1 rRNA gene is annotated in these 1,633 nt (G+C 52.3%); it reads left to right on the top strand.

Annotated features, from left to right (window positions below):
- Nucleotides 1-17: 17 nt before the first annotated feature.
- Nucleotides 18-1,569 (top strand): 16S ribosomal RNA (locus BM212_RS12285).
- Nucleotides 1,570-1,633: the final 64 nt, after the last annotated feature.

Here is a 1,633-nt window from a genome sequence, read left to right as displayed (position 1 = left end):
AATGAGCTTTTCAAACTTAAAACGAGAGTTTGATCCTGGCTCAGGACGAACGCTGGCGGTATGCCTAATACATGCAAGTCGAACGATGAAATTCTCTGCTTGCAGAGAATGGATTAGTGGCGAACGGGTGAGTAACACGTGGGTAACCTGCCCATAAGAGGGGGATAACATTCGGAAACGGATGCTAATACCGCATAGGTCTTTGAGACGCCTGTCTCTTAGATGAAAGGTGGCTTCGGCTGCCGCTTATGGATGGACCCGCGGCGTATTAGCTAGTTGGTGAGGTAATGGCTCACCAAGGCTGTGATACGTAGCCGACCTGAGAGGGTGATCGGCCACACTGGGACTGAGACACGGCCCAGACTCCTACGGGAGGCAGCAGTAGGGAATCTTCCACAATGGGTGAAAACCTGATGGAGCAATACCGCGTGAGTGAAGAAGGTCTTCGGATCGTAAAGCTCTGTTGTTAGAGAAGAACAAGTCGGGTAGTAACTGCCCCGGCCTTGACGGTATCTAACCAGAAAGTCACGGCTAACTACGTGCCAGCAGCCGCGGTAATACGTAGGTGACAAGCGTTGTCCGGATTTATTGGGCGTAAAGCGAGCGCAGGCGGTCTTTTAAGTCTGATGTGAAAGCCCACGGCTCAACCGTGGAGGGTCATTGGAAACTGGAAGACTTGAATGCAGAAGAGGAAAGTGGAATTCCATGTGTAGCGGTGAAATGCGTAGATATATGGAGGAACACCAGTGGCGAAGGCGACTTTCTGGTCTGTAATTGACGCTGAGGCTCGAAAGCGTGGGGAGCGAACAGGATTAGATACCCTGGTAGTCCACGCCGTAAACGATGAGTGCTAAGTGTTGGAGGGTTTCCGCCCTTCAGTGCTGGAGCTAACGCATTAAGCACTCCGCCTGGGGAGTACGGCCGCAAGGCTGAAACTCAAAGGAATTGACGGGGACCCGCACAAGCGGTGGAGCATGTGGTTTAATTCGAAGCAACGCGAAGAACCTTACCAGGTCTTGACATCCTCTGAACACTCTAGAGATAGAGCTTTCCCTTCGGGGACAGAGTGACAGGTGGTGCATGGTTGTCGTCAGCTCGTGTCGTGAGATGTTGGGTTAAGTCCCGTAACGAGCGCAACCCCTATTGTTAGTTGCCAGCATTCAGTTGGGCACTCTAGCGAGACTGCCGGTGATAAACCGGAGGAAGGCGGGGATGACGTCAAATCATCATGCCCCTTATGACCTGGGCTACACACGTGCTACAATGGATGGTACAACGAGTTGCGAGACCGCGAGGTTTAGCTAATCTCCTAAAGCCATTCTCAGTTCGGATTGCAGGCTGCAACTCGCCTGCATGAAGCTGGAATCGCTAGTAATCGCGGATCAGAACGCCGCGGTGAATACGTTCCCGGGTCTTGTACACACCGCCCGTCACACCACGAGAGTCTGTAACACCCGAAGTCGGTAGGGTAACCCTTTTGGGAGCCAGCCGCCGAAGGTGGGATGGATGATTGGGGTGAAGTCGTAACAAGGTAGCCGTATCGGAAGGTGCGGCTGGATCACCTCCTTTCTAAGGATATTGCCTTAAGGGCAAACGGAACCTTGCACAGGTATTTTACTTTGTTTAGTTTTGA

Origin of the sequence: Marinilactibacillus piezotolerans (genome assembly GCF_900114235.1) — a bacterium.
GTDB classification, from domain to species: domain Bacteria; phylum Bacillota; class Bacilli; order Lactobacillales; family Carnobacteriaceae_A; genus Marinilactibacillus; species Marinilactibacillus piezotolerans.
Note: the sequence above shows the minus strand (reverse complement) of the source record. Positions and strands in the feature narration are given on the sequence as shown.